We start from the raw sequence: 26,176 nt of genomic DNA on the forward strand, positions 1-26,176 counted from the left end.
AACCCCCGTTAAAAATGACTTTACGCCTGTAAGCGTTTGCCGGCTAACGATTTCATCTTATCATTGTGCCAAAATAGGCTGTTAGAAATATCTTTTTAAGTATTGGTCATTTCTTTTGTCTTGTTGAAAACGCAATCATTTGGATTTGTACTTTTTTTTGATTTTTGTATTTTTTTTCGAATAAGCTGAAAACCTATGGATTCGGACGGGCCGGCGGCTACCGGACAAGCGGCAGCCTGACCCTGATGCGCGTTCCTTCGCCCCGTTTGCTCGTCAGCGTGACGCCGTATTCGTCCCCGTACAACAGCGCGATGCGTTCATGAACGTTGCGGATGCCGATGCCGGAGAACAGATGGCGGGTGCTCGCCCGGTTCGCCATGCCGTCGTCGCCCTTAGCGTCCGGGACATCCGTACCGTCGCCGTCATGCGTAACGTCCATGACTTCATCGACGTCCATGCCGTCGCCGTTGTCCACCACTTCGCAAATAAGGGCGTCCCGCTCCTTGGACACAAGGACGTAAATGTAGCCGCCCGCCTTCTCGTTAAAGGCGTGGAAAAACGCGTTTTCGATAAAGGGCTGCAGCACAAGCTTCGGCAGCTTGTGCTGCAAGCAATCGGGCGCCACGAAATAGCTGACCTTAATGCGTTCCCCATAGCGGACATGGTTAATATGCACGTAATTTTTTAAATTTTCGAGCTCCTGCTCGATCGTAATCGTTTCGCTGATGTTGCTTACCGTGTTCTGCAGCAGCGCGATAAGCGCGTTGATCGTATCGGTCGCCTTCTCTTTGCTGCCCTGCTGGACAAGCACCTTGATCGACGCCAGCGTGTTGTACAGAAAATGCGGGTTAATCTGCATTTGAAGCGCCGCAAGCTCGGCGTTGCGCTGCCGCTTCTGCGTCTCGATCAGCTTGTCGATATAGTCGTTTAATTCGTCGAGCATATAATTAAAGGCTTGGCCGAGCCGCTGCGTCTCATAGCTGCCTTCGACGGCGATATAGTTGCCGAAATGGTTCGCCGTAATGCTCGCCATCTGGCCGACCAGATTCGTCAGCGACTTGGTCAGCCTTCTCGTGATCAGAAACACGACGACAAGCGCGACCGCTACGATCGCAAGCGAGATGAGTACGATGGTGCTCAGATCGAGCATTTGGCTTAACGCCATGCGCTTGTCGATCAGATTCACGAGATAAAAATCGTAAGTGGGCAAGCTTTGGGACAAAATAAGATGCTCCGTCCCCATCACGTCGGCATTAAGGGAGCCGAGCCCCTGCTCCTCGATTTCCTTGGCGTACGCCAGCAGATCCGGCGCTTCCTTGCCGATCAGTTCCTCGCGGTTGCTGGACACGATAACGCCCGACTGGTCGACGATCGCGACGTCGTTGCCTTCGGAGGTGAAGTTCGAATAAAAGCGGCGGAAGTCCATTTCCCGAATGGCCACGTACATGACCCCGTAGATGTCGCCGCTCGTCCGTTCCATCAGCGCCTTGGAAGCGACGATGACCGATTCGCCCGGCGAATCGGCCCCGAAGGAGCCGTCGAATTGATAAAGAAGCCGCTTCGGGCTTGCCAGCGTCCTCGTCGTAATCACGCTTTCGTTCGCTTCCTCGACCGATAACGGCCAGTAGGCCTGAGCCGACGAATAGCTTCTCCCGTTCACCCCGATCACCTTCAGGCTGACCTCGTACGCTTCGAGGTTCGATTCGACCTGCTTCATCTGCTGGCCCATGTTGTAGTAGATTTTCATATCCGTTAAGGAATCGGCATCGCCTGCCGACAGGTACGTTTTGACCGAGCCGCTTTGCTGCAAATTGCTGGACGCCGTAATGATGGAGTAATTGAACGACTCGAAATTCGTCTTGATCTGGCTGATGATTTTCGAGTTCGTAATGCTGAACGTATTCATGAACAGACGCTCGGACATTCGGACCGTAACGAGCGAGGTCAGCAAAGAAACGGCGATAATGCTAACGACCATCACGATAAAAATTTGAATGAACAACCTTTGCTGTCTGATTTTTTGCAGAAATGTCTTCATCCGCGCCTCTTTCCTTTCCCGGCCAAGTCTTAAGCCGTCGATTCGTTCCTATGTTAACCGAACGGCGGCGGCAAGCGAAACGGCAATAAGCCGCCGGTTCGGCCCGGCGGCTTGGCGCATGCGCTTAAGGCTACAGCCATTCTCTGTCTTTCAGTCCGTACTGCTTGCGGTACAAGCTTGGCGACAGTCCGGTCAGCTTCTTGAACACCTTCGTAAAGTAGCTATGATCCGAATAGCCGACCATGCCGCTGATCTCGGAGATCGAAGCGGTCTCCGTGCGGAGCAGCTCCGCGGCTTTTTCCACCCGGATTTTGTTTAAATATTCGCTGAACCCTTCTTTATTATGAGTCGCGAAGTAATTGGACAGATAAGACGGGTTGAAGTGAAAATGAGTCGCCACTCCCGTCAAGCTAAGCGGCTCCGCGTAATGCTCCTTGATGTAATCCAGCAGCTTCTTCATGTTCGGATTGGCGGCTTCCTGCTTGCCCGCAAGACGGGAACGGGCCTCGGACACAAACATCTCGAGATGCGCGATCGCTTCCTCCGCGTGCTTCGCTTCGTCGATCGTTTTGAAATAACCGTATTTGGACTCTTCCAGGTCCTTCACGTCAAATCCGAGGTTGCCGAGCAGGATCGCGATGTTGAAAATCATATTGCTCAGGAAAGATTTGAATTCAAACACTTCCAGCTTGTAATAGCCCGCCAGCTCCCGCACATGCTGCCGCAAATAGAGAAAAGCCTCGTCGAAATGATGCCGGTTCATGTCGTCCGTAAAGCGGCTCATGTCGAACTTCGGTTCCGCCGGCGGGAGGGGAGGAAGCTGGCCGAACGCCAGCACGTCCGCGTCCTTCCAGTAAAACCGGTAATCGGCCAGCTTCGCGAACCGGTTGCGGTATTGCGAGCCGAGCTGCTGCAGCTCGGCAAACGTATCTCCAACGAGCCAGCCCGCGCCCGGCGCATGCTCTTCGGACCATCCCGCCAGCGCGTAAGCCGCCTCCTTCAGTCCGTTCAAGTCCTTCGCGCCGGCATTCGCCAAATAGACGACGACGCTGCCGTCGGCCGGGATCGGCTCCAGCGCGAGCGGCTCGACCCGGGACCGGAGCTCCTCCTCCAGCTTGGCCGTAATATCCGCTGTAGCCCGGTCCGGAATCCGCCGCAGGTCGACTCCGAATAAGGCGTAGCCGGCGTACGGCAGCGCCCCCGCGGCTGCGTCGAGGTCATAATCGGCGTCGTACCCGGCGATCAGCTTTTCCAGCAGCTGCGAGACGGACGCTTGCCCCGTTCCGGGCGTATCGGGCAGCCGCAGGCCGGGAATTTTGCGTGCCGTCGCTTTCAGAATGGCGAGCAGCTTATCGGCCTCCAGCTTCGGCTTGAGAATATAATCGGCCACGCCGCTCTGAAACGTCGAACGGACGTAATCGAATTCCCCGAAGCTGCTGAGCACGATGAACTCGACGGCCGGATAACGCTCCTTCGCGATGCGCGTCAGCTTCTCGCCGTCCATGACCGGCATGACGATATCCGTCACGACGATATGGGGCCGAAGCCGTTCGATCAGCCGCAGCGCTTCCTGGCCGTTCGAAGCTTCCCCGACGATGGTGAAGCCTTCCTGCTCCCAATTGATCAGATGCTTAAAGCCTTGTCTTGCCAATATTTCATCGTCCACGATCAAAATTTTGCACAAGCTGTCCATTGCCGTCCCCCTCTATCTAGCTATGAACCCGTCTGCCCCGGTTAACTCCTCTACTTCTAATATATCGGTTAACATCCCCCGTATCCGATTATTTACCGGCTGCATGAACGGCGGACCCATGAAACCGCTTCCCGAAATCTTGGAAGACCGTTTGCCGCACGTTATTTTTTCATGCAATACAACTTTAGTCCCGATAATACAGAAGATGGCCGGCAAAAACAACCCCGCACGCGGGAGCTCGGAGGAAACGATTCGCGCCAAGCGATGAATTTGGGCATCAATGGGAGAGTAAAGAAAAAACCGGTCTGCAAAGGACCGGTTCGGTTCGATACGTTACGGAGCGACGGCTCCGTCGCCGATAACGATTCGTTGGTTTCGTGCAGCGTCCCAACGCCGCTGACATCCGCGTCTTAATCGACCTCAGCCGTTAAGGTTTTCTGCCGATAAACGCGAACGATAGCAGACTGCCGCCAAACATTATCGCCGACATCACGATCAGCGATGCTTGCATTCCGGCAATGAACGATTCGCCGCCGCCCAGAATCGAGCCGATAATCGCCACGCCAAGCGTCGCCCCAAGCTGGCGGCTTGAATTTAGAGCTCCGGAAATCGCGCCGGTCTGCTCTTTCGGAACGGAAGACATGACGGCTGCCGTCAACGAAGGAATCGTCAAAGACACTCCGAAACCGATCAGCAGCAATCCGATCATCGTAACGGCATAGCTCGAGCGGCCGTCTGTCCACACTTGCAGCATCGTGCCCAATGCCCCCAGACAAAAGCCGGCGGTCATCGGTATCCGCGCTCCGGTTCTGCCCACGATTCTACCGGTTAAGATGGGGTTAAAGGCGAGCGGAATCATCATCGGAAGAAGCGCAAGTCCGGCTAAGTGGGCCGATAATCCTCGTATTTGCTGAAAAAATAAGGGAAGAACAAACAGCGTTCCCGACAATCCGATATTGATCGCCATCCCGGCGACCATTCCGGCCGATACCGTCTTATTCTTAAAGAGCGGCAATGGAAGCAGAGGGTCTTGGCCTTTCGCTTCGATTATCAAAAAGAGGATAGCCCCCGACAGAGCCAGACCAAAAGCCCCAAGTATAACCGCGGAGCTCCATCCGTACGTTTCCCCCTCCATCAGTCCGAACGACAGTCCGGCTATGGCGGCGACGGCGGCGATTTGGCCCCGCCAGTCAAAGCTTTTCCGCGGTTTGCGGCCCGTTTCCTTCACGAACAGGAAAGTGACGATCAGGCTGACGATTGCCAGCGGTACATTGAGAAGAAAAATGCTGCGCCACCCCAGCGAGTCCGCCATTAAACCGCCGAGAACCGGCCCCGCCGCCATCGCCGCCCCCGTAATCGCCGCCCAAATGCCAAGCGCCCGGGCACGCTGGACAGGTTCAGGATATGCATGCGCGATCAAGGTAAGCGAGGCCGGCATCAGAGCTGCGGCTCCTATGCCAAGAATGGCACGCATTCCGATAAGCGTGCCTAAATTCGAAGCCGCTGCCGAGATCGCCGATCCTGCGAGAAATAGGACGAGACCGCATGTATAAACTCGTTTGGCTCCAAGCGTATCGGCCAACGCCCCCATGGATAGCAGCAGTCCGGCAAACACGATCGTGTAGGCGTTGACCACCCATTGAAGGCCCGATATCCCGCCCCCCAGCTCGGCGCGGATCGAAGGAAGCGCGACGCTCACCACCGTCGTATCCAGAAGCACCATAAAGTATCCAAGCGAAAGTCCGAGAAGGACCAGCGCTTTGGTCGACCTGCCGGTATGGTTGGACTGTATTTGCATTGTTTTTTCCATAGCGATTCCCCTCCATTGAAATAATAACGATTCGCCGTTTCGGGTCATCGAAAGTGTATAATGGATTGTATACTGGAATAAGATGAGGGTTTATCCTAGGAGTTTTTCTCCTACAATAGAAGTCCGAAAAAGGAGAGAAAGAACCGAGTTATGGACCAATCCAACCATACAAGGCTCGATGAGCTGGCACACTTTTTGAAGACCCGCCGCGCCCGTATTTCGCCCGAACAAGCCGGTTTGCCCAATAGAGGCCGGAGGCGAACGCCGGGACTTAGACGCTCGGAAGTGGCGCAGCTTTCCGGCGTCAGCGTGGACTGGTATACGTGGCTGGAACAAGCCCGAAATATTCAAGTGTCGGCTCAAGTACTGGAAAACATAGCCCGCGCTCTCCAGCTTGACCCGAATGAGCGCAAGCATTTATTTTTGCTGGCCCTCCAGCAGCTCCCCGCCGATCTCGCGCCGATAGAAGACACGGTCAGTCCGCCGCTTCAACGCTTCCTTGACTTGCAAGGGACAAGTCCGGCCTATGTGACCGATGCGCGGCTGAATGTTGTTGCATGGAACAGGTCGGCAAGCCTGATTTACGGGAACTATGAGTTGATGTCGACGCGCGAGCGCAATACCGTCTGGCGGACGTTCACCTCGCCATATGTGCGGCAAGTGCTTCAAGAAAACTGGGAAAGTCATGCCCGGCACCGTCTGGCTCACTTTCGCGCCAGCTACGGTAAATTCATTGGCGATCCTTGGTGGATGGAGATCATCGAGGACCTGACGCGGGTAAGCCCGGAATTTCGCGCCTGGTGGCCGAAGCATGATGTCTTGAACGGCCCTGAAGGGAAAAAAATCAATCATCACCCGAAGGCCGGCCTGCTCGTATTTGACCAGATTTCGTTTCTTGCAACGGATGCCGCCCACCTTACCGTCACGATCAATATCCCGTCGAATGAGGATACCATCTCCAAGCTGGAGAAGCTCTTATCCGATTAATTCATTGCAAAATCCGCATCTCTTGACTGGAAAGCTTCATTGTGGTTATTATAGACTCATGAAGTCCGTAATTGGGGGCGGAGGAACATGAAATATTCGAAAGCGACGAATTATGCCCTCCACACGATGCTTTATTTATGCGCCTTTGCGCCGGACAGACCGGTAGGCGTTCAGCAGCTTGCCGAGAAGCAGGGCCTATCCCCGACTTACCTTTCGAAAATATTGACGAAGCTGGTTAAAGCGGGGCTGATTGAGTCGGCTTCGGGAGCGGGCGGCGGATACCGTCTGAAGGGCAAAAAAGAGGATGTTTCCTTTCTGGACATCATTCATGCGGTGGAGGGTACCGCTTCGCTGTTTGATTGCTGCGGCAGCGAGGATTCAAAGTGCCTGATCCATCAGGTGATGCTCGAGGCCGAGAAAGCGATGGAGCGGCATCTGAAAAACACCAAAATGATCGAGGTTGCCGATCAAGCCGCATTGTCCTAGCGTATGTTAGGGCAATGCCAAGCTTTGATTAATTATAGATATCATGTATCTATAAAGTCTTTAAAACAACAAAACGGAGGGATTGATCTTATGAACTACGATTGTGCCATTGTCGGCGGCGGGCCGGCGGGATTAAACGCTGCGCTGGTGCTCGGAAGAGCGAAATTGAACGTCGCCCTGTTTGACAACAGCCAGCCGAGGAACGCCGTAACTCACGCCTCTCACGGATTCATAACGCGGGATGGGGTTCAGCCGGCCGAGTTTCGGCGCATGGCCTACGAGGAGGTGCTGAAGTACCCGTCGGTCCGGCATTGGGAGACCGAGGTCACCGATATTCGGAAGACGGAGCATGGCTTCTCCGTTCGGACTTCGTCGGGCGAGCATGTGGAGGCCCGCAGAGTGATTCTGGCCGCCGGACTGAAGGAAGTGCTGCCCGAGATCGAGGGGGTCCGCGACTTTTACGGCACAAGCCTCTTCAATTGCCCGTTCTGCGACGGCTGGGAGCTGCGGGATCAGCCGCTTGCGCTCGTCTCGGAAAATCCGAACGTGTTCCATACGGCGAAGCTGCTTTACAATTGGAGCCGGGATGTGGTCGTCTGCACCAACGGCCGCCCCGATATTCTGAATGACGAGCAGCGGCGGCAGCTTGCATCCAGAGGCATTCGGATCGTCGATACTCCTGTCGCCGCCTTTTCCGGGCGGAACGGCTTGCTGGAACGGGTGCTTTTCTCGGACGGCACGGAAATTGAGCGAAGCGGAGGATTTATCGGTCCGGCTCAGCTTCCCAATGCGCGGTTCGAAGAAGCGCTGGGCTATGAGACGGCGCAAAACGGCGGGATCGTTACCGATGCGATGGGCAGAACGACCGCAGCCGGAGTATACGCGGCCGGCGATTCGGCTTATGTGATGCCGTCCCAGCTGATTTACGCCGCAGCCTCGGGCAGCAAAGCGGCCATGGCCGTCGTCGCGGATGTAACCGAAGAGAATTGGAAGCCGATTTAAGAGAGCCCTTCTCTTTTCGGCCGAGCTTAAGTCCCGAGACTAAAATCAAGGAAAGGAGCCGGCGCACCGGCTCCTTTATTCTTCCCTTCTACATTTCAAATCCGTTGATCGAATCGCGCATCTGCTTCACGTCGCTGATCGGCGGCCGCCCGAACATGCGCGCGTACTCCCGGCTGAATTGGGTAGGACTTTCATAACCGCCCCGGAACCCGGCATCGGCCGCGTTCAGAGCCTCCGTAAGCAGCAGGCGGCGCGCCTCCTGCAGCCGGATCATCTTCTGATATTGCAGCGGACTTAAGTTCGTTACCTTTTTAAAATGCTTATGCAAAGCTGACGGACTTAAATTGACCTCTTTCGCCAACTCTTCAATCGAGATCGGTTTGTCGTAATCCCGTTTGATGTGGTGGATCGCCTTCGCGACGCCGTTCGCATAACTGCCGGAAACGGCAAATTGCTTCATTAACGCCCCGGGCTCGCCCTGCAGCACCCTGTACAAAATTTCCCGAACGATAAGCGGCGCCAGGAACGGAATGTCCTCCGGCTTATCCAGAAGCTTGACGAGCCTGATAATCGGATCAAGCAGTTCAGGCGTAGTCGGATTGACCATAATGCCCGGCCCCGTCTCTCCATCCCCGATTGAATCGGTTTTCTGCGCGACTTTCAAGATATCATCCGTGTTAAAGGTTATTTCGAGGCCCAGAAACGGAGCTTCCGGCGAAGCCTCGACAATCCTCCCGATAATCGGCAGCTGCACGGAAGTGACCAGATAAGCGGACGGATCGTATACATACCGCTCTTCGCCCAATGCAGAGGTTTTAGCCCCTTGCGCCACGACGCATATCGAAGGTTTGCTAACCCGATGAATCGGCTCCATAACGCGGGACGACCGCAGAAAATGAAGCGCGCCCACAGCCGTTCCGTGCGTGCCGTCCGCAGCCGCATGGCGTTGAATCAGCCGGGCAAGCTCTTCTTGTTGCGATGCGATTTCCGGGGGAATAATCCGCAGACTCATATTCTCGGCTCCCTCGTTCTCCGTATAGTTCAGATGAGCAGATTGTAACAATGAGGATAGGATTAGGCAAGAATCAACCACGATCGGGTTACCGGCGTCAAACGATGCGAACGTATAATGAACCTGCCGGAACCGGTTAAACGAAAAAAAGAAAGAGGGAATCGGAAATGAGCTTAAAAAATAAAGTAGCGATCGTAACCGGCGCATCGCGCGGCATCGGCCGGGAAATTGCCAAGCGGCTGGGCGCGGCGGGCGCCAAAGTGGTTGTGAATTATGCGTCGAATCGCGCGAAAGCGGACGAGGTTGCGGCTGAGATTAAACAGCTCGGTTCGGAAGCTGTCGCTCTGCAAGCGGACATCGCCAAGCTCGGCGACATCGAAAAATTGTTCGCGGAAACGATCGCCACATTCGGCAAGGTGGATATTCTGATCAACAACGCGGGCCTCCTGAAAAACGCCCTACTCTCGGATGTGACGGAGGAAGATTTCGACAAGCATTTCGCCATTAACGTAAAAGGCACTTATTTTGCCTGTCAGCAAGCGATGAAGCATATGGAGCCCGGCGGAACAATCGTCAACTTCTCGACTTCCGTGACGGGTCACATGTTCCCGGCCTACAGCGTTTACGCCGCAACGAAAGGCGCAGTCGAACAAATTACCCGTCAGCTCGCGAAAGAATTCGGGCCTAAAAACATTACGATCAACTGCGTCGCCCCCGGCCCCGTGGGCACGGAATTGTTCTTTGCCGGCAAATCGCAGGAGCAGATTGACTCGATTCGCGTAATGAACGCATTTCAACGGCTCGGCGAGCCGGACGATATCGCTTCCGTCGTCGAATTTCTCGTCGGCGAACAGTCGCGCTGGATAACGGGACAAACGATTCGCGTCAACGGCGGCTATATCTGATCCGGCTAAAGAGTCCTAAACTGCACAAGTGAATAGTCCTCCGATCGCCGTTCATGACGATCCCAATTCATGATAGCGCGTTCACGCCTTCGTTTGCTACAATACAGTCGTTATCAATCATTGCTCGAATAGGGAGGATGCGCATTATGAACAAACGTCCGCTCGGTAGAACGGGCTTACAGGTGAGCGAAATCAGCTTCGGCACATGGGCGATCGGAGGCTCATGGGGGCAGACCGACGACGCCGAGTCGCTTCGCGCTTTGGACAAGGCGATGGATGAGGGCGTTAACTTTTTCGATACGGCCGACGTTTACGGCGACGGCAAAAGCGAGCGTCTGCTCGCACGCGCCACGAAGGGCAAGGAAGACAAGATTCATATCGCTACGAAATTTTGCCGCCAGGGAGATATCCACGACCCGCAGACCTACTCGGAGCAGCGGATTCGCCGGTGGTGCGAGGACAGCCTGAAACGGCTGGAGCGCGAAACGATCGACCTGTATCAGATCCACTGCGCACCGTTTGAGATATTGAAGCAGGGCGCTGTGTTCGAGGTGCTGGACAAGCTCCAGCAGGATGGCAAAATCCGTGCCTACGGCGTCAGCGTGGAAACGGTGGAGGAAGGGCTGTTCTGCTTGGAGAAGTCCGGCGTTCAGGCGCTGCAAATTATTTTTAACATCTTCCGGCAGAAGCCGATCGCGGAGCTTCTTCCCCGGGCAAGCGAACGCGGCGTCGGGCTGCTCGTCCGTCTGCCGCTCGCCAGCGGCCTCTTGACCGGCAAATTTACGGCGGATGCGACATTCGAAGCGGAAGACCACCGGAACTTCAACCGCGACGGCGCGGCGTTCAACGTGGGCGAGACATTCGCGGGGCTGCCGTTCGCCAAAGGCGTCGAGCTTGCGTCCCAGCTTGGCTGGATTGCCGAAGGCCGCGGCAACATGACGCGCGCCGCGCTCCGCTGGCTGCTGGATTTCAAGGAAATTACGTGTGTCATTCCGGGCTTCAAGAACGTTCGTCAGGTCGAGGACAACCTCGGCGTGCTGGAAGCAAAACCGTTCAGTGCGGAAGAGCACGAACGGCTGCGAAAGTTTTACGAGGAGCAGGTCCAAGCCCATATTCGCGGCGCTTATTAAGATATCCAAAAGAAGAGAGCCGGGGGCTTTCCCGGGCTCTCTTCTTTTGGCGCATTTTGAAGAACCGCCGTCCATCCGTGAGGAAGAAAAAAACGCGATTTCGGACTATTTAAATGAAATCCAGCACTTTCTTAAAGGCTTTCTCAGCCGATTGTTCGTTATATTTCGGGGAGAACGGATCGCTAAATCCATGTTGTCCGCTGAACTGCCGTACTTCCACGTTTGGCTTCTTTACTAACATAGCGGCCAATTCATTGACGTTAAACGATTTTTCTTCCTCGGGAAAAAAGAGCAACGCCCGGCATTGAGGCGATATGTCCATATAATTGCGGATGCGGGAACCGTAATAGCCGACGATTCCGTCTACAAGCTTTTCCTTGCCGCACAGCCATGCAACGGTTGCGCCGACGCTAAATCCGATCAAATAGACCTTTTTGTACTTCTCCCTAACATCCGATAATAAGCGGTTTGCTTTCAACGAAGCTTGTTCAAACCCCACATTTTCGATGAAATGGAGGTAGGCTTTCGATTCATCGGCGTAATCAAAGCATTCCCGTTCCAATAAATCGGGGCAATAGACGTCGACATCATTTTCAGAAAGCAATTTGCAAATATATTGCATATGCCGGTTCACGCCATAAATTTCGTGAAGAACAATAATGGCCGTGTCCGAATGTTTGGGTATAAATAGCATGTCCGCATTTGCTCCTTCGACATCCCGATTGCTCTCTATTATACATGAACGAATAAAGCCCTCAAGCGACCTTGCGGCCGTTCGAGGGCTATTATTTACGACTAGAATTTACGCCAATACGGGGCCTGCGGCTTCGACATCGTCCGGGACACCGCTAATGTTTTTTTGGAAATTAGCAACAAAACGCGACGCCAATTCGCGGGCTTTAGCCATATAGCCGGATTTGTCGGTCCAAGCGTTCATCGGCTGCAAAATATCGGAAGGAACTCCCGGAACCGAATCGGGAATATGAAGTCCGAACACGGGGTCCTTCGAATAAGGCACATTCTTGAGCGTTCCGTCCAGCGCCGCGGTAACCATTGCGCGAGTATACGGCAAGTCGATCCGCTCGCCCACGCCGTACGGCCCGCCGATCCAACCGGTATTGATCAGGTAAATGTCGACGTTGTGCCGCGAAATGTTGTCGCTCAATAAGTCCGCGTATACGCTCGGACGAAGCGGCAGGAACGGCGCACCGAAGCAGGCGGAGAACGTCGCTTCCGGCTCGGTCACTCCCCGTTCGGTGCCCGCAAGCTTCGAAGTATAACCCGACAAGAAGTGATAGATCGCTTGCGATTTCGTTAATTTGGCCACCGGGGGCAATACGCCGAACGCGTCGGCGGTCAGGAATACGATCGTGTTCGGATGCCCGGCCGCGCCGCCGGCAAAGGCATTCGGAATATACTCCAAGGGATACGCGGCTCTCGTATTTTCCGTATGACGGTTATCGTTATAGTCCGGGATGCGGGAGACGGCATCTACGGCGACATTTTCCAGAACGGTACCGTATCTGATAGCGTCCCGAATCATCGGCTCCTTCCCGGCGGAAAGACCGATGCACTTTGCGTAGCAGCCGCCTTCAATGTTGTATACGCCCTTATCGGACCATACGTGCTCGTCGTCGCCGATCAACCGGCGGGCCGGGTCGGCCGATAATGTCGTTTTGCCCGTGCCGGAAAGTCCGAAAAACAGCGCTACGTCGCCCGCTTCTCCAATGTTGGCGGAGCAATGCATCGGGAACATGCCTCTCATCGGCATCAAGCCGTTCAGGATGCTGAACACCGATTTTTTCATCTCGCCGGCATACATCGTCCCGCCGATGAGCACGATCCTCCGCTCGAACGAGATGACGATAAACGTCTCGCTCGACGTTCCGTCGACTGCCGGATCGGCTTGAAGCCCGGGAAGGGCGACGATCGTAAAATCCGGCTGGCCGGCAAACGGATTGTCCGCCGTCGGGCGAATCAACAGCTGACGCATAAACAAGTTGTGCCACGCCGTTTCGGTAACGATGCGGAATTTCATCTGATGCTCGCGGTCCGCCCCGGCGAATCCGTCGAATACGAAAGCTTCGCGGCCGTTCAAGTATGATTGCGCTTTCGTATATAACCTAACAAAATGCTCCCCGGAGATCGGGCGGTTGACGGATCCCCAATGTACCGACTCCGCGATACCCGGCTCGTCAACGATGAATTTGTCCTTCGGAGAACGTCCCGTATATTTCCCGGTCAATACTTGCAGCGCGCCCGAAGAGGTCAATCGACCTTCCCCCCGGGCCAGAGCGAGCTCGATCAATCGCGGGGCAGAAAGATTATCATGGACGATGCCGGCATGCCGGAGCAAATTCGTTTCAGCGTTAAGGACTTGCGAATTCATAGGTTATGGACTCCTCTCCAATTGGAATCGTTAGATCGTCACCGGCTTAACTTCACGTTCAGCGGCGTTTGTATCGCTGACGAGTTGGACCAGGTCGACGACTCTGCTCGCGTATCCCCATTCGTTGTCGTACCAGGCAAGCACTTTAACCTCGCGGCCCGAGGCCAAAATCGACAATCCGTCGACGATCGCGGATTTGTTATTGCCGACGAAATCGACAGACACAAGCGGGGCTTCGCAATATTCGACATACCGGGAGAAGTCGCCGGCTGCCGCTTGGCGGAACAGCGACCGCACCTCTTCCGCACTTGTTTCCTTCGATACCGTAACCGTCAGGTCGACAAGCGATACGTCTTGAGTGGGCACCCGCAAAGAAATCCCTTGAATGCGAGGAGCCAGATGCGGCAGAACGTCCGCTATTGCCTTGCCGACGCCGGTCGTGGTCGGCACGATCGATTGCGTGCAGGCGCGGGCTCTGCGCAAATCTTTGTGAGGATTATCCAGATGATTCTGGTCGGACGTGAAAGCATGGACCGTCGTCATCCAGCCTCTCTCCACTTGAAGCGAACGGTCAAGTATGGCGAGGATGGGCGATAAGCAATTGGTGGTGCAAGAAGCGGCGGACAGAAGCCGATGCTTCCCGGGAACGTACATCCCGTCGTTCACTCCCATGACGACGGTAAGATCCATATCGTTTCCGGGAGCCGTAATAATGACTTGCGTCGCTCCTGCCTCCAAATGCTGCATAGCGCCTTCGCGGTTATTGAATTTACCCGTTGCGTCAACGACAAGCGATACTCCGAGTTCGCCCCATGGAAGGTTTCGAGGCTCACGCATATAGACGACCGAGACGGCATGTCCGTTAATGACCAGATGGCCGTCTCGAACGTCGATCGCCGCGTTCCATCGGCCGTGCACCGAGTCGTACTGCAATAAATGAGCCACCGTCTCCACCGGGTAAATCGAATTGATCGCTTTCAATTCCCGGTACGGACGGCCTTCTTCAAACATGCTTCTAACCAAAAGTCTGCCGATTCTGCCCATTCCGCTAATGGCTATTCCCAATATCATTCCCCTCCAGAAATAATATGTTTTATTTGATTATATAGTGTGTATTATTTGATGCAAGATTAAAGTAAATAATGTGCATTTTGGTCATAAAATTCATGAAGAGGGGAAATTGTCCGTAAGATGCTGGGAGAGGGTCAAAACGATGAGGGAATAGATATTAAATAGCGTACACTATTTTCATGTATGATGTGTTTTATTTCGAGGGATAAAAGGGAGCGTGGAAGTTGGCCGGCGAAGAAGCCGCGAAACTCGGATATCATCGCAGATGCCAACTGTATTTTCGCTCCGGGCGGCCCACCGTGCCGTAGACGGTTTCGACATTTACCTCGTTGATCGATACCAAATATTCCAAATATCTTCTTGCCGTAGAATGGCTGGTGCCGGCGAGCTCCGCCATTTCGTCCGCACCTACCGGTTTGCCGATCGAACGGATCGCCTCTCTCATCGTTTTTAACGTAAATTTGTCGATGCCTTTCGGAAGCTGAGCCGCCTCCGCTTGAGGCTTCGAAACGGCTCCCTCTGTCCGGGCGACTGGCCGGAATAACCGGTCGACCTCTTCCTGCTCCATCGTCGTCTTCCGGTTCAACTGCTCGAAGGCTTCGGCGTATTGGGAGAGAGCGGCCAGAAATTTGTCGATCATTATCGGCTTGATGAAATAACCGAACGCCCCGCCGTGAATCGCTTGGCTTACCGTCTCCGTGTCATTGGCCGCCGTAATCAGGATGACATCGATTTTTTCGTTTTTTTGGCGCACGATCCGAAGCAGGTCGATCCCGTTCATATCCGGCAAATACACATCCAGCAAAATCAGATTCGGCGTGTACGCCTCCAGCAGCTCCAACGCCTGAGCCCCGGTGGAGGCGGTAGCCACGACGGCGAACCGTTCCTGTTTGCGCGTAAATTGCTCATAGATTTTGGCCGCAACCGGATCATCCTCCACGATCATGACCGTAATCGGAGATGGATTCATGATGAATACCTTCTTTCTGATGGGATTGTGACGGATATTTCGGGATCACGACGGTAAACCTCGCTCCGCCCGTATGGCTTTTGTCGATATAAATGGCGCCTCGAAGCGCTTCAAGCTCATGCTTTACGAGCGCCAGCCCCAGCCCTCTGCTTCCTCCCTTCTTGGAGGAGTAACCGTCGGCGAAGATCGCGCCGGTCTTGTCTTGCGGAATGCCGGGCCCGTTATCCTCGATGTCGAAAATAATATCGTTCCCGAAATCGGTAAACGAAACGCGGACTTCGGCCTCATGGCTCCGCAGCTCCAACGCCGCTTCAAGGCCGTTGTCGATAATATTGCCGATGATCGTTACGAGCGACTTGGCCTCCACGTGTTCGGGCAGTTCCAAGAGCCGGCTGTCCGGATCGATGACAAGTCCGGCCTTCAGTTCTTTCGCCCTGTTGATCTTGCCTAGCAGGCATGCCGCGATTAGCGGGTCTTTCACCGATGCGACCAAAAAAGCGATAACATCTTGCCTTTCCTTCACTTCGTCCGTAATCAGCTCCATCGCTTTGTCGTAATGCCGTAAAGCGAGCAAGCCGTAAATGGTATTCAATTTGTTGAGATATTCATGGTTTTGCGCACGCATGTTGTCGGAGAAAGCTTTTATTTTGGAAAATTCGTCGGTAAGCCGCTCGATCTCGGATACGGTATAGATCGTAAACACGACTCCGATCGCTTCGCCCCCTTGAATAATCGGCATCGCCGTCAACGCGTAAAGACGGCCGCCGAGGAAAACCCGCCCCTGTTGTACGCCCTGTCTCGACTCGAGCGCTTCACGCGTAACCGTCTGCAAGTTCGGATTGGAAAGCTTGCTGCCGACGGTTACCCGCTGCGGGCCCAGCAGCTCGCGCGCCCGCTTGTTCATATTGATCACCTGCTGCTGCATATCGACGGCGACAATCGCGTCGCGGATCGACTCGAACGCCGCTTCGCGCTGCCGGTACAGGAATGATATTTGTTCCGGTTCGAGGCCGAGGATAAGCGTCTTCACCCGGCGGGCGATCAAATACGCGCCGGCGCAGCCCAAGACGACAAGCAAAATCGCTACCCCATAAAGACTGCTCTGATAAGACCGGCCCAGATCGTGGACTGTTTGTACCAGGAAGCCGACGGACACAATGCCGACGATCTCGCCTTCACCGTTCCGGACGGGGGTTTTACCGCGCAGCGACGGTCCGAGCGAACCTACCGCTTCGGAAATAATGGATTCGCCTTTCAGAACGGGGGCGTTGTCTCCGCCCTCCATTTTTTTGCCGATCCGGGCCGGATCGGGGTGCGAGTAACGAATCCCTTCCTTGTTCCCGACGACGACATAACTTGCTCCCGTTTCCTTGCGAATAGCCTCCGCGATCGGCTGAATAACGGCCGACGGATCGGGCGCTTCAAAAGCGGCTGCAATCCTCGGATCTTGAGCCGTCATTTTCGCGACCGTCAATGCCTGTTGACCGATATATCGGGCAAGGAGCTGATCGACTGTAAGCGAGAAGACCGACCAGAAGAGGCACAAGCTTGCAAAAACGGCGACGGATATAAGGAGGGCAATTTGAGTAAACAGACTGATCCGTAGTTTTCTCGTTTGTCGCATCGCCGGTCTCCTTTTTACACATGGGCTTAAAGTAAAGATTAGGATTGCAGGATTGGATTTGTCTATTGTACCAAACGGATGAATTCGCTTCCATACCGGCCGATCCGTGACATTTATGAAATTAATGCGAACAATTTGGGAAAACTATGCGCCTTCAAGCGGTTCTCTTATACTGATTGAAACCGCTTACTGAAACCGTTTTATTTGCAGTGGAGCAGGATGAATAAGGGAGGTAAACGAAATGTTATCGCTGCTCGGTTTTTTGATGGTTGTGACATTTATGTACCTGATCATGTCCAAACGGCTTTCCGCCATTGTAGCGCTTATTCTTATTCCCGTCTTATTCGCACTCATCGCCGGATTTGGAAACGAGATCGGCTCCATGATGATGGATGGGGTGGAATCGATCGCCCCGACGGGCGTCATGCTTATCTTCGGCATTTTATATTTCGGCATTATGATTGACGCCGGCTTGTTCGATCCGCTTGTGAACCTGACTTTGAAAGCCGTTAAGGGCGATCCGCTGAAAATCGTGGTGGGCACGGCGATCCTTGCGCTTCTTGTCTCGCTTGACGGCGACGGCTCCACGACTTATATGATCGTTATCGCCGCAATGCTGCCGCTTTACAAAAAGCTGAATATGAATCCGCTCATCCTGACGGCTGTAACGATGCTGGCGGGCGGGGCGATGAACATCCTGCCATGGGGCGGCCCGACCGCACGAGCGATCAGCGCCTTGCATCTGGACGTATCGCAGGTGTTTATTCCGGTCATTCCGGGAATGGTCGTGGCCGCTTTCTGGGTCATTTTGGTCGCGTACATCATCGGACGGAAGGAACGCAAGCGGCTTGGCGTCGGCATGTACAGCCTTGGGGCGCTGGATCTTCAAACGTTTGGCGGCAATTCGGCGGCTGTCGAGGTACCGGACTACAAGCGGCCGCGGCTCATTTGGCTGAACTTTGCGCTTACGGTCGCTTTGATGGCGGGATTGATCATCGATAAGATACCGCTTGAGGTTCTTTTCATGATCGCGTTTGCGCTTGCGCTGATGATCAATTATCCGAAACTGGAGCAGCAGAAGGAACGGATCGCCGCCCATGCCGGAAACGCGTTGAACGTAGCGGCGATGATTTTCGCCGCCGGTATATTCACGGGGATTCTGAGCGGTACGGGGATGGTCGACGCGATGGCCCAAACGATGGTGGACATGGTGCCCGAGTCGCTTGGTCCGCATCTGCCGGTCATTACGGCGATTACGAGCATGCCGCTTACCTTCTTTATGTCGAACGACGCTTATTACTTCGGCATTCTGCCTTTGCTTTCGGAGGCGGCAAGCAATTACGGGATCGATCCCGCGCAAATGGGCATCGCTTCGCTGCTCGGCCAGCCCGTTCACTTGCTCAGCCCGCTCGTTCCGTCGACGTATTTGCTGGTCGGCCTGGCCGGCGTCAACTTCGGCGATCACCAGCGCTACACGCTGAAGTGGGCGATCGGCACGACGCTCGTCATGCTTGTAACGGCTTTGATCCTCGGCGTTATCCGCTTCTGAGGAATGAGAAAAGGGAGCACGTCAATGGTGGCGTCTCCCTTTTACATATTTTATATCCTTTATTAATCCCATGGATGAACATCGCATAAGGGATATCCATTGCATACTCATCCGTTATAGAACTGTATTCTTATTTAAATATCCCCAAACAAATCGAGCTGCTCGACTTCGGGGGCCTTCGGTTCCGGCAGCGGCTCCATCGGGTCGCCGCCATCCGGGCGCCGCTGCCCGAGCAGCGCCATCATCTCCTTGGCGTTATCCGCGGCGTCGCCGCCCGAGTTGTTGTTGAATATGACGTCGACCTCCGCGCTTTGCCGTTCCAGCTCCCGCAGCCGGCCGAGCCACTCGGTCAATTCCTCCGTGCTGTAGCGGTACAAATACCGGACGTCGCGCCAATTGGCCGCTCCGCCTTGATTCCAGCCGGCCGCGTTCCGCCCGTGGAAACGGACCAGCGTCATCTCCGGGCTGGTCGCTTCCAGCACCGTCGGGATCGAGCCCGCTCCGGCTTGCGGCTCGTCGCAGACGCTATGGATCCAGCCTTCCCGCTCCATAAATTGCAGCGTCTTGCTCCGGTATTCCTTCGCAAACCAGCTTTGATGCCGAAACTCCAGCGCGCACGGAATGCCTTCCATCCTCTGCTTCGTTTCCCGGAGAAGCGCGACATGCTCGCGCGTGCAATCGAACCAGGGCGGATATTGGAACAATGCGGCCTTCAGCCTGCCCGCAGCGATAACCGGCGCAAGCGACTCCCGGAACGCCTCGAACATCGGGCCTGGCTCTGCCGATTGGGCGGCTGCGGCCGGCCCGCGCTGATGACCCGTCATGCCCTGATACGCTTTTACGACAAAACGGAGCGAAGCCGGCGTCTCCTCCACCCATTTGGCAAAACGCTCGGGAGGCTGTATCGCGTAAAAGCTGCTATCCACCTCCACCACCGTAAAGTGGTTTGCGTACTCCCGCAGCCGGTCCTTTGCTTTCAGCCCCGGAGGGTATAACCTTTCGTGATCGCCCCAACCGGCCAGTCCGATATGAATAGCCATCCTTCGCCCACCTCCTTCGGGTTTTAGCTGCCATTTTTTCGCCACATTTTGTATCTATAAACAACGTTACTTTACTATAAATCGATGCCCGGCCACAACTCCATGAGATCGAAGCTTACTCAAAAAATATCAGCTTAGCCGTCGATCCTACCGGAATAAGCTCCTCCGCATACCGCTCCAGCTTCCTTTTGTCGTCCGGCGTAATAACGCCGTGGCCGTAAACATGAATATAGACCGTGCCCGTTATTTCATCGTACCGGTTGAAAGCGACGCCGATCCCCGGAAACAAGGAGCCAAGCATGGCGAAAATATCGTCCTGGTTGAGCTCCGGACGAAGCGCCGCGGCCTTAAGCGGTTCCGGAACGTCCGGATTCGTGCCGCCTTCCGCCGGAACGCGGTCGTACGGCTCTACGCTGAAGCAAATATAATGAGAAAACCCGCCGATCGCATATCTTCTTAACGCCGCGGCATCCTTGTCGGTCAGCCGCAAATCGCCGTCCCAGGCGTAGATAACCGCACGATGCCGGCCGCTCGTACGAACGCGCACATATCTTAATTGCGGAAACCGCTCCTTAACCGCTTCTTCCAGCCATAAACGCGTCCCCATTCGTTGCACCTCCGATTCGCAATCAATCGCGTCTAAATGATACGGCCCAGTCGAAACCAATGCGATACATTATTCCCAGAAAAATGATAACGCTTACAATAATGATATGACCTCGCTTGCATTCTATGCCTATACCGTTCGAAACGATAGACTTGGCGCTATAAACTTGGAACCGGAATCGGATTTAGCCCGGGAGCTGCGGACAGCTCCCCGGCGATGCGACGCGGATGGCGTTATTTGCCGGCCTCATGCGCTTGAAGCGTCTCCGTCAGATTGCCCGCAGGACAATGGCTCGGCATCAGCCATCAGCCCGGCACTTGAGGTACGACAACGAGCCGCGTTCTGCCGTTTTTGCGCTGTCGGCGGGTTTCCGTCGGGATGGCCCTTACGCCGGCGACCTCGGCCTTCCCGCCGCGATCCTTGCGGACCGTCACTTCAAAAATAAGCCCCCGCATCGTATAGTCGTTGCGCCACAGCCGGCTGGAAATGAAATTTCCGAGCGAATATACGGCCGTTCTTGTTTTGACCTGTCCATAAACATCCTTCGTCCTCCGCTTGATGAAGGGCTGAACGACGTGCGGATGCGCGCCGAGCACGATATCCGCGCCTTGGTTGAACAGCAGTTCGACGAGGTTCTTCTGTCTCGCGTTCGGCGTCCGAACGAACTCCCGGCCGAAGTGCATACAGACGACGATGAGATCCGTCTGTTTTCTTAATCTGGCGATATCGGCGACGATTTTGCCGCGGTCGATGCGGTTCACCATCCACGAGCTTGCGACCGGCATCTTATTGGTCCCGTACGTATACGACAAAATGCCGACCTTTATCCCTTTGGCTTCGGTAACGAGCAAACGCTTCGATTCCGCGGCGGAACGGTACGTTCCCGTATGCTTCAACCCGTTCCGGTCCAATACGCGGAGCGTACGCCGCAACCCTTGGGCGCCGCCGTCCATGCAATGATTGTTCGCCGTCGTGAGCACGTCGAAGCCGGATCGTTTCAGCGCGGGGGCAAGCGCGTCGGGACAGCTGAACTGCGGATACCCCGTTCTTTTGTTAATCCGGTCGTAGCTTGAAGGAACGTCCGGCTCGCCTTGCAGCCAGTCCGGTCCGGACAACGTCGTCTCCAAATTGCCGATCGCAATATCCGCTTTGCGCAGCAAAGGAGCGGCCTTGGCGAACAAAGGCGCAAAATCGTAACGCCCGCCGCCTTCCCGCGCCGATTCGATAACGGCCTTCTTCATCAATAAATCCCCGACTGCAGCAATCGTAATGGTTGACAAGAGCAGCCCTCCCCGTCATGATGCTTACAGCGTATTCTTATGGAAGGGCGGTTGCCATGGGCAATCGAACAAAAAGGGCTTCGGACCGTCATGCGGCGAACCTCTGTCAAACGACGCGGAGGCCGCGGCCAATCGACCGGGGCCTCTTCTTTGCCGCATTAGAAAAAAAGCCATCCTTAAGTCAACGATGACTTGGGATGGCTTCTTCATTCCGTCATAACGGCTTATTTCTCAATTTCGTAAAAATCGTAAAGCTGATCGAGCATCAGGTTGGCCGCCAGAATGCCTCCGGCCGTATTCCAGATCGCGTCGTCCACTTTATGGGCGTTGCCGCTCTTCACGGCGTTCAAGTTCTGCCACAACGGATCGTTCACCCACTCTTGCTCCGTCGCGTTCGCTTTGCCGTCGCCCGTTTCGTACGTGAAGTAGAACAGGATGTCGGCATCCGCTTCCGGCAGCCGTTCCTTCGTAATTTCGTCGACGAATTTGTCCTTGGCGTTTTTCGTCATTTCGGTGCGGGCAATGCCGATCTGGTCAAAAATAACGCCCGAGAACGTGTCCGTATGGTACACGCGCGTCTTGCCGGCCATAAACCGGACGACCGACACCGTCTTGTTCAGCTTGTCGCCCGCCTTCGATTTGAAGTCCGCGATGCGGTCGTTGTACGCCTTCATCAGCTGCTCGCCTTCGGCCGTTTTGCCGAGCGCCTCGGCGTACAGCTTGAAGTTGACCTGCCAGTCGCCGCGCAAATCTTCGGCCATCACCGTCGGAGCGATTGCACTCAGCTCCTCGTACACTTTCTCTTGGCGCATCTTGTTGCCGATAATGAGATCCGGCTGCAGCCCGGCGATCAGCTCGATGTTCGGCTGGCTTTCTTCGCCGACGACCGTTACGCCCTCCATCTGATCCTTAATGTGATCGTACCAAGGATCTCCCGTCCACGATTTGACGGCGCCGACCGGCTTCACGCCAAGCGCAAGCAGCGCTTCCGTCCCTTCGTTCGTAAGAACGACGACCTTCTGCGGCGTGCCGGTAATTGTCGCTTCGCCCATCGCATGCTTCACGACGCGCGTGCCGCTGTCCGATTGAGCCGGCGAAGCCGCCGGGCTTTCCGAAGCGGGCGCGGCGCCGTTATCCGCGGATACGTTGTTCGAGCCGTTGCTTCCGCAGCCCGTCAAAGCGATCGCCATCACGAGAAGCAGCGCACCCCACCAGCCGATGCGGCTTTTTGATTGTTGATGGTTTCTTTTTACCATTTCTAGTCCCCCTATGTATATTAAATTGATAATGATTATCAAACAGCACTTTCAAAATATAAAACGTCGACTCGATAAAGTCAAGCAAAAATTGAGAATGATTATCAAAAAATGTTTGACACCCTATCTAACCTCTACTAAAATTCAGAATGTAGCTTTGAAGCTGGCTCGAAAACATTTTAATGAAAAGATAGAGGAGACCAACATGCGGACAATCGGGCTGCTCGTTTCGATATTCGCGCTTGCTGCGGCCGTCATGTGCAGCATCGCATTCGGCGTCACGGACATCCCGCTGGCGGACGTCTGGCAATCTTTCGTCCGATTCGACGGCAGCAATGAACATCTTATCATCCAAACGGCAAGAGTCCCGCGCGCCTTTATCGCCGCCGCCGTCGGCGCTTCCTTGGCGGTTGCCGGCTGCGTCATGCAGGTCATTACGCGCAATCCGATCGCTTCGCCCAGTACGCTTGGCGTGAACGCCGGCGCCGCTTTTTTCATCGTGCTGGCTACCGGATGGCTCGGGTTAAGCGGCCTGCAGGCGTCGACATGGGTCGGGCTGCTCGGGGCCGCCGTCGGCGGCTGCATCGTCTTTATGCTGGGAAGCATCGGCAGAGACGGGATGACGCCGGTCAAAATTACGCTCGCGGGCGCCGCGATGACGGCTTTTTTCAGCTCCTTGACGCAAGGGCTGATGCTGTCCGACGGCAAAATGTTCGACCAAGTGCTCGTCTGGCTGGTCGGCTCGGTCGCGGGCCGGGAGATGGGCCAGCTTACCGCCGTTCTCCCGTATATGGCCATCGGCATGGCGATCGCCCTGCTGCTCTCGCGCCATCTGAACGTGCTGGCTATGGGCGACGACGTTGCGCAAGGGCTTGGCCAGCGGGCGGCCGCCGTTAAGCTCGCGGCCGCCGTATCGATTATTTTGCTGGGCGGCTCTTCCGTGGCGGCGGCCGGGCCGATCGCTTTCGTCGGCATTATCGTGCCTCATGTCGTCCGGCATCTCGTCGGCAGAGACCTCCGCTGGGTGTTGCCGTATTGCGCCGTGCTGGGCGGGCTGCTGCTCGTATCGGCCGATCTGGCCTCCCGGTACATCGCCATGCCGAAGGAAGTGCCCGTCGGCGTCGCGACCGCGGTTGTCGGCGTGCCGTTCTTCGTTTATATCGCTAGGAAAGGCAGACAGCAAACATGAGCAAATACCGGTCGCTCCGTTCAGCGAACGCCACCTTTTCCTTTCTTATAGAAAAAAGAGCGGTATGGATCGCATTCCTGCTGCTCCTGCTTTGCCTTGCGGCGATGATCGTGTCCACCGGAATCGGCAGCCAATTCGTATCGCCGCTGCAAGTCGTCAAAGCCATATTCGGTCAAGCGGATCCGATGAATCAGGTCATCGTGACGAAGCTGCGGCTGCCCCGGGTCATTACGGCCGTTCTGGTCGGCGCTTCGCTTGCCGCGGCGGGCGCCGTGCTGCAGGGCATCATCCGCAACCCGCTCGCTTCCCCGGACGTTACCGGCATTACCGAAGGCGCTTCGCTTGGCGCCGTTCTTTTCATCTTTATGTTCGCGGGCACGGTCCCGATCGCCTGGATGCCTTTCGCTTCGATGCTGGGCGCTTTTGCGATTACCGCTTTGCTGTACGTTCTCGCTTGGAAACGCGGCGTGACGCCGCTAAGGCTCGTGCTGATCGGCATCGGCGTCTCGGCCGCGGTCAAGTCGATCTCATACATGCTGATTATCGCGGGGCCGCTGCAGCTCGCCGAACGGTCGCTTACGTTTATGACGGGGACCATCTACGGCGCCTCCTGGGAAGACGACGTGCTGACGCTGCTGCCGTGGGTATGCGTCCTGCTGCCGGTCACTTGGCTGCAGGCCCGCCATCTGAACATCCAGCTGCTCGGCGACGACGTCGCGACGAGCGCCGGCTCCCGCGTTCAGCTGCAGCGTTTCGTGCTGCTGGCGCTAAGCGTCGCGCTTGCCGGAGCGGCCGTCTCCATCGGCGGAGCGATCGCTTTTATCGGGCTTATGGCGCCGCACATGGCGCGCAAGCTCGTCGGCGCCTCGTTCGGCGCTTTGCTGCCGGTCAGCGCATTGCTCGGCGCGATTATTTTGCTGCTGGCCGACCTTGTCGCCCGTACGGCGTTCCTGCCGAGGGACGTGCCGGCCGGCGTCTTGACCGCGGCTATCGGTGCGCCGTTCTTCATCTATCAGCTTTACCGCAACCGAAACCGAAGCTAGCGACGGGAGGAATAACGAATGAGCCTGCTTGAGGCGAAGGGACTGGGGCTGTCTTACGGAGGCGCCTATATATTCGAAAATTTGGATCTGGTCGTCCCGCAACAAAAAATAACGGTGCTGATCGGCAGCAACGGCTGCGGCAAATCGACGCTGCTGCGTTCGATGGCCCGTCTGCTGAAGCCGCAGCACGGCTCGGTCGTCTTGGACGGGGCGGACATGATGGGCATGCCCGCCAAGGAAGTCGCCCGCAAGCTGGCGATTTTGCCGCAAGGACCAACCGCTCCGGAGGGACTGAAGGTGCTGGAGCTGGTCAAGCAGGGGCGTTATCCGTACCAAAGCTGGCTGAAGCAATGGTCCAAGGAAGACGAAGCCGCCGTGGCGGCGGCGCTCGAATCGACGGGAATGAGCGAGCTGAAGGACCGCGAAGTCGATTCTCTCTCCGGCGGCCAACGGCAGCGGGCGTGGATCGCGATGACGCTGGCCCAGCAGACGCCGCTTATTTTGCTGGACGAGCCTACGACTTATTTGGACATGGCCCACCAGATCGAGGTGCTCGATCTGCTGTACGAGCTGAACCGCCGGGAAGGCCGCACCGTCGTCATGGTGCTGCACGACATTAATCTCGCCTGCCGGTACGCGGACCATATCGTCGCGATTCAGGGCGGGCGCATCCGGGCGCAAGGGGCGCCCGAGGAAATCGTCGACGCGAAGCTGATAGCCGACGTGTTCCAGCTGGAGTGCGAAATTATCGCCGACCCGCTGTTCGGCACTCCGCTGTGCGTGCCGCACGGCAAAGGCCGCATCCGTTCCAAGTGAACGGCCGCGGCCTTTTTTGTTTGGGCGCTCCGGCGCCGTCCGGGTACCCACGTGGTGCACTTTTGCACCTTATGCGGCGCTCCGGTGCCGGCCCGGTACCCATCGGGTGCACTTTTGCACCTCGTGCGGCGCTCCCGTGCCGGCCCGGTACCCATCGGGTGCACTTTTGCACCTCGTGCGGCGCTCCGGCGCCGTTCGGGTACCCACGTGGTGCACTTTTGCACCTCGTGCGGCGCTCCGGTGCCGTCCGGGCATCCATCGGGTGCATTATTGCACCTC

General features: G+C 55.8%; 22 protein-coding genes. 9 read left to right on the forward strand and 13 right to left on the reverse strand.

The window, feature by feature from the left end; translation table 11 throughout:
- Positions 1-217: 217 nt before the first annotated feature.
- The 3 genes from ACFSW5_RS08825 to ACFSW5_RS08835 all read right to left on the reverse strand — a co-directional run bounded on the left by ACFSW5_RS08825 (position 218) and on the right by ACFSW5_RS08835 (position 5,541).
- Positions 218-2,038 (reverse strand): sensor histidine kinase, encoded by a 1,821-nt coding sequence (locus ACFSW5_RS08825; RefSeq protein ID WP_379271568.1) that lies wholly within the window; start codon positions 2,036-2,038, stop codon positions 218-220.
- A 130-nt stretch (positions 2,039-2,168) separates the two neighbouring features.
- Complete coding sequence (locus ACFSW5_RS08830) at positions 2,169-3,731, reverse strand: response regulator (RefSeq protein WP_379271570.1); 1,563 nt, start codon at positions 3,729-3,731, stop codon at positions 2,169-2,171.
- 427 nt (positions 3,732-4,158) lie between these two features.
- Positions 4,159-5,541, reverse strand: coding sequence for an MFS transporter (locus ACFSW5_RS08835; protein WP_379271572.1), 1,383 nt, complete (start codon positions 5,539-5,541; stop codon positions 4,159-4,161).
- Positions 5,542-5,691: 150 nt separating this feature from the next.
- On the opposite strand from ACFSW5_RS08835, the gene ACFSW5_RS08840 reads away from it, so the two are divergent.
- From ACFSW5_RS08840 to ACFSW5_RS08850, 3 genes are all read left to right on the forward strand, one after another.
- Complete coding sequence (locus tag ACFSW5_RS08840; RefSeq protein WP_379271574.1) at positions 5,692-6,528, forward strand: helix-turn-helix transcriptional regulator; 837 nt, start codon at positions 5,692-5,694, stop codon at positions 6,526-6,528.
- An 87-nt stretch (positions 6,529-6,615) separates the two neighbouring features.
- Positions 6,616-7,014, forward strand: a complete 399-nt coding sequence (locus tag ACFSW5_RS08845) for an Rrf2 family transcriptional regulator (RefSeq protein WP_379271576.1) — start codon at positions 6,616-6,618, stop codon at positions 7,012-7,014.
- Positions 7,015-7,104: 90 nt separating this feature from the next.
- Positions 7,105-8,016: an NAD(P)/FAD-dependent oxidoreductase gene (locus ACFSW5_RS08850; RefSeq protein WP_379271578.1), complete on the forward strand. Its 912-nt coding sequence runs from the start codon at positions 7,105-7,107 to the stop codon at positions 8,014-8,016.
- 88 nt (positions 8,017-8,104) lie between these two features.
- On the opposite strand, the gene ACFSW5_RS08855 is transcribed toward ACFSW5_RS08850, so the two are convergent.
- A complete protein-coding gene (locus ACFSW5_RS08855; RefSeq protein ID WP_379271581.1) occupies positions 8,105-9,028 on the reverse strand; it encodes an AraC family transcriptional regulator in 924 nt (307 codons plus the stop codon).
- 167 nt (positions 9,029-9,195) lie between these two features.
- Between ACFSW5_RS08855 and ACFSW5_RS08860 the strand changes: the two genes are divergently transcribed.
- Both ACFSW5_RS08860 and ACFSW5_RS08865 read left to right on the forward strand, forming a co-directional pair.
- Positions 9,196-9,933, forward strand: a complete 738-nt coding sequence (locus ACFSW5_RS08860; protein ID WP_379271583.1) for an SDR family oxidoreductase — start codon at positions 9,196-9,198, stop codon at positions 9,931-9,933.
- Between the two features lie 146 nt (positions 9,934-10,079).
- Positions 10,080-11,063, forward strand: coding sequence for an aldo/keto reductase (locus ACFSW5_RS08865; protein ID WP_379271586.1), 984 nt, complete (start codon positions 10,080-10,082; stop codon positions 11,061-11,063).
- Positions 11,064-11,172: 109 nt separating this feature from the next.
- Here the strand turns inward: ACFSW5_RS08865 and ACFSW5_RS08870 are convergent, their stop codons facing one another.
- The 5 genes from ACFSW5_RS08870 to ACFSW5_RS08890 form a co-directional block, all read right to left on the reverse strand.
- Positions 11,173-11,757 (reverse strand): dienelactone hydrolase family protein, encoded by a 585-nt coding sequence (locus tag ACFSW5_RS08870; protein ID WP_379271588.1) that lies wholly within the window; start codon positions 11,755-11,757, stop codon positions 11,173-11,175.
- Positions 11,758-11,865: 108 nt separating this feature from the next.
- Positions 11,866-13,452 carry a phosphoenolpyruvate carboxykinase (ATP) gene (gene pckA, locus ACFSW5_RS08875; protein WP_379271590.1) on the reverse strand — a complete coding sequence of 529 codons (1,587 nt, stop codon included), beginning with the start codon at positions 13,450-13,452 and terminating at the stop codon, positions 11,866-11,868.
- A gap of 30 nt (positions 13,453-13,482) precedes the next feature.
- On the reverse strand, positions 13,483-14,523 hold the full coding sequence (gap, locus tag ACFSW5_RS08880) for a type I glyceraldehyde-3-phosphate dehydrogenase (RefSeq protein WP_379271592.1): 1,041 nt from the start codon (positions 14,521-14,523) through the stop codon (positions 13,483-13,485).
- Between the two features lie 256 nt (positions 14,524-14,779).
- Positions 14,780-15,493, reverse strand: a complete 714-nt coding sequence (locus ACFSW5_RS08885; RefSeq protein ID WP_379271596.1) for a response regulator — start codon at positions 15,491-15,493, stop codon at positions 14,780-14,782.
- A complete protein-coding gene (locus tag ACFSW5_RS08890) occupies positions 15,453-17,117 on the reverse strand; it encodes an ATP-binding protein (RefSeq protein WP_379271598.1) in 1,665 nt (554 codons plus the stop codon). Before ACFSW5_RS08890 ends, ACFSW5_RS08885 begins: the two co-directional genes overlap by 41 nt.
- A gap of 241 nt (positions 17,118-17,358) precedes the next feature.
- Between ACFSW5_RS08890 and ACFSW5_RS08895 the strand changes: the two genes are divergently transcribed.
- On the forward strand, positions 17,359-18,666 hold the full coding sequence (locus tag ACFSW5_RS08895; RefSeq protein WP_379271601.1) for a CitMHS family transporter: 1,308 nt from the start codon (positions 17,359-17,361) through the stop codon (positions 18,664-18,666).
- A 134-nt stretch (positions 18,667-18,800) separates the two neighbouring features.
- Here ACFSW5_RS08895 and ACFSW5_RS08900 read toward each other — a convergent pair whose 3' ends face one another.
- The 4 genes from ACFSW5_RS08900 to ACFSW5_RS08915 form a co-directional block, all read right to left on the reverse strand.
- Positions 18,801-19,706 (reverse strand): DUF72 domain-containing protein, encoded by a 906-nt coding sequence (locus tag ACFSW5_RS08900; RefSeq protein ID WP_379271603.1) that lies wholly within the window; start codon positions 19,704-19,706, stop codon positions 18,801-18,803.
- A 115-nt stretch (positions 19,707-19,821) separates the two neighbouring features.
- On the reverse strand, positions 19,822-20,313 hold the full coding sequence (locus ACFSW5_RS08905) for a hypothetical protein (RefSeq protein WP_379271605.1): 492 nt from the start codon (positions 20,311-20,313) through the stop codon (positions 19,822-19,824).
- 305 nt (positions 20,314-20,618) lie between these two features.
- On the reverse strand, positions 20,619-21,593 hold the full coding sequence (locus ACFSW5_RS08910) for a CapA family protein (RefSeq protein WP_379271607.1): 975 nt from the start codon (positions 21,591-21,593) through the stop codon (positions 20,619-20,621).
- Between the two features lie 224 nt (positions 21,594-21,817).
- On the reverse strand, positions 21,818-22,849 hold the full coding sequence (locus tag ACFSW5_RS08915; protein ID WP_379271610.1) for an ABC transporter substrate-binding protein: 1,032 nt from the start codon (positions 22,847-22,849) through the stop codon (positions 21,818-21,820).
- A gap of 205 nt (positions 22,850-23,054) precedes the next feature.
- On the opposite strand from ACFSW5_RS08915, the gene ACFSW5_RS08920 reads away from it, so the two are divergent.
- The 3 genes from ACFSW5_RS08920 to ACFSW5_RS08930 are packed head-to-tail and all read left to right on the forward strand — an operon-like array spanning position 23,055 to position 25,897.
- On the forward strand, positions 23,055-24,038 hold the full coding sequence (locus ACFSW5_RS08920) for a FecCD family ABC transporter permease (protein WP_379271614.1): 984 nt from the start codon (positions 23,055-23,057) through the stop codon (positions 24,036-24,038).
- Entirely contained in the window at positions 24,035-25,081 is a 1,047-nt protein-coding gene (locus tag ACFSW5_RS08925; protein WP_379271616.1) for a FecCD family ABC transporter permease, read from the forward strand. Before ACFSW5_RS08920 ends, ACFSW5_RS08925 begins: the two co-directional genes overlap by 4 nt.
- Positions 25,082-25,099: 18 nt before the next feature.
- Positions 25,100-25,897, forward strand: coding sequence for an ABC transporter ATP-binding protein (locus tag ACFSW5_RS08930; RefSeq protein ID WP_379271619.1), 798 nt, complete (start codon positions 25,100-25,102; stop codon positions 25,895-25,897).
- Positions 25,898-26,176 lie beyond the last annotated feature (279 nt).

Source organism: Paenibacillus thailandensis (assembly GCF_042685365.1).
GTDB classification, from domain to species: domain Bacteria; phylum Bacillota; class Bacilli; order Paenibacillales; family Paenibacillaceae; genus Paenibacillus_AP; species Paenibacillus_AP thailandensis.

What these genes read in the sequence shown, in the direction of transcription:
- gap (WP_379271592.1), bottom strand. Translation starts at nt 14,523, where the DNA reads ATGATATTGGGAATAGCCATTAGCGGAATGGGCAGAATCGGCAGACTT.
- ACFSW5_RS08865 (WP_379271586.1), top strand. Translation starts at nt 10,080, where the DNA reads ATGAACAAACGTCCGCTCGGTAGAACGGGCTTACAGGTGAGCGAAATC.
- ACFSW5_RS08930 (WP_379271619.1), top strand. Translation starts at nt 25,100, where the DNA reads ATGAGCCTGCTTGAGGCGAAGGGACTGGGGCTGTCTTACGGAGGCGCC.
- ACFSW5_RS08835 (WP_379271572.1), bottom strand. Translation starts at nt 5,541, where the DNA reads ATGGAAAAAACAATGCAAATACAGTCCAACCATACCGGCAGGTCGACC.
- pckA (WP_379271590.1), bottom strand. Translation starts at nt 13,452, where the DNA reads ATGAATTCGCAAGTCCTTAACGCTGAAACGAATTTGCTCCGGCATGCC.
- ACFSW5_RS08845 (WP_379271576.1), top strand. Translation starts at nt 6,616, where the DNA reads ATGAAATATTCGAAAGCGACGAATTATGCCCTCCACACGATGCTTTAT.
- ACFSW5_RS08850 (WP_379271578.1), top strand. Translation starts at nt 7,105, where the DNA reads ATGAACTACGATTGTGCCATTGTCGGCGGCGGGCCGGCGGGATTAAAC.
- ACFSW5_RS08900 (WP_379271603.1), bottom strand. Translation starts at nt 19,706, where the DNA reads ATGGCTATTCATATCGGACTGGCCGGTTGGGGCGATCACGAAAGGTTA.
- ACFSW5_RS08885 (WP_379271596.1), bottom strand. Translation starts at nt 15,493, where the DNA reads ATGAATCCATCTCCGATTACGGTCATGATCGTGGAGGATGATCCGGTT.
- ACFSW5_RS08825 (WP_379271568.1), bottom strand. Translation starts at nt 2,038, where the DNA reads ATGAAGACATTTCTGCAAAAAATCAGACAGCAAAGGTTGTTCATTCAA.
- ACFSW5_RS08895 (WP_379271601.1), top strand. Translation starts at nt 17,359, where the DNA reads ATGTTATCGCTGCTCGGTTTTTTGATGGTTGTGACATTTATGTACCTG.
- ACFSW5_RS08890 (WP_379271598.1), bottom strand. Translation starts at nt 17,117, where the DNA reads ATGCGACAAACGAGAAAACTACGGATCAGTCTGTTTACTCAAATTGCC.
- ACFSW5_RS08920 (WP_379271614.1), top strand. Translation starts at nt 23,055, where the DNA reads ATGCGGACAATCGGGCTGCTCGTTTCGATATTCGCGCTTGCTGCGGCC.
- ACFSW5_RS08860 (WP_379271583.1), top strand. Translation starts at nt 9,196, where the DNA reads ATGAGCTTAAAAAATAAAGTAGCGATCGTAACCGGCGCATCGCGCGGC.
- ACFSW5_RS08905 (WP_379271605.1), bottom strand. Translation starts at nt 20,313, where the DNA reads ATGGGGACGCGTTTATGGCTGGAAGAAGCGGTTAAGGAGCGGTTTCCG.
- ACFSW5_RS08925 (WP_379271616.1), top strand. Translation starts at nt 24,035, where the DNA reads ATGAGCAAATACCGGTCGCTCCGTTCAGCGAACGCCACCTTTTCCTTT.
- ACFSW5_RS08830 (WP_379271570.1), bottom strand. Translation starts at nt 3,731, where the DNA reads ATGGACAGCTTGTGCAAAATTTTGATCGTGGACGATGAAATATTGGCA.
- ACFSW5_RS08840 (WP_379271574.1), top strand. Translation starts at nt 5,692, where the DNA reads ATGGACCAATCCAACCATACAAGGCTCGATGAGCTGGCACACTTTTTG.
- ACFSW5_RS08870 (WP_379271588.1), bottom strand. Translation starts at nt 11,757, where the DNA reads ATGCTATTTATACCCAAACATTCGGACACGGCCATTATTGTTCTTCAC.
- ACFSW5_RS08915 (WP_379271610.1), bottom strand. Translation starts at nt 22,849, where the DNA reads ATGGTAAAAAGAAACCATCAACAATCAAAAAGCCGCATCGGCTGGTGG.
- ACFSW5_RS08855 (WP_379271581.1), bottom strand. Translation starts at nt 9,028, where the DNA reads ATGAGTCTGCGGATTATTCCCCCGGAAATCGCATCGCAACAAGAAGAG.